This is a genomic window from Dysgonomonas mossii, from assembly GCF_004569505.1.
Taxonomy (GTDB): domain Bacteria; phylum Bacteroidota; class Bacteroidia; order Bacteroidales; family Dysgonomonadaceae; genus Dysgonomonas.
This window is the reverse complement of sequence record NZ_SPPK01000130.1, coordinates 1-394: the sequence shown is the minus strand read 5'-3', so window position 1 is coordinate 394 and position 394 is coordinate 1. Positions and strand designations below refer to the sequence as shown.

The window sequence follows — 394 nt, the reverse complement described above, 5'->3', positions numbered from 1 at the left end:
TCTCAAGGTTGCGCTGCTGCACCGGCGAGAGCGCGCAATCCATCACCACGAGGCCGATCTCGCGGGCGCGGATCATCCCGGCGATCTCCTCGACCCGGCCCTTGCCGAGATAGGTCGAGGGGCGGATGCGCGGCAGGCTGATCGCGACGCTCTCGACCACGTCGAGCTCGATGGCTGCGGCGAGTCCGGTCGCCTCGTCGAGGCGCGCCTCCACCGAGCGGGTCGGCTGGGCGGGCCCGTGGCCCGGTCCTCCGGGCCCGGGGGCACCGCGGGCCAGATAGGGCCCGATCACCAGGGTGTGGGTCGCCGCGGCGATCTCGCCCTCGGGCGCGGCCTGTGCCTGGAGCCGGGCCTCGCCGGACGTCAGCGTCTCGCTCATGCAACCTTTAACGGG

General features: G+C 73.1%; 1 protein-coding gene. It reads right to left on the bottom strand.

What is annotated here, in order from left to right; genetic code table 11:
* Positions 1-379, bottom strand: a 379-nt coding sequence (locus E4T88_RS19075; RefSeq protein ID WP_497707130.1) for an HflX-like GTP-binding protein, incomplete at its 3' end; no start/stop codon positions are given.
* Positions 380-394 lie beyond the last annotated feature (15 nt).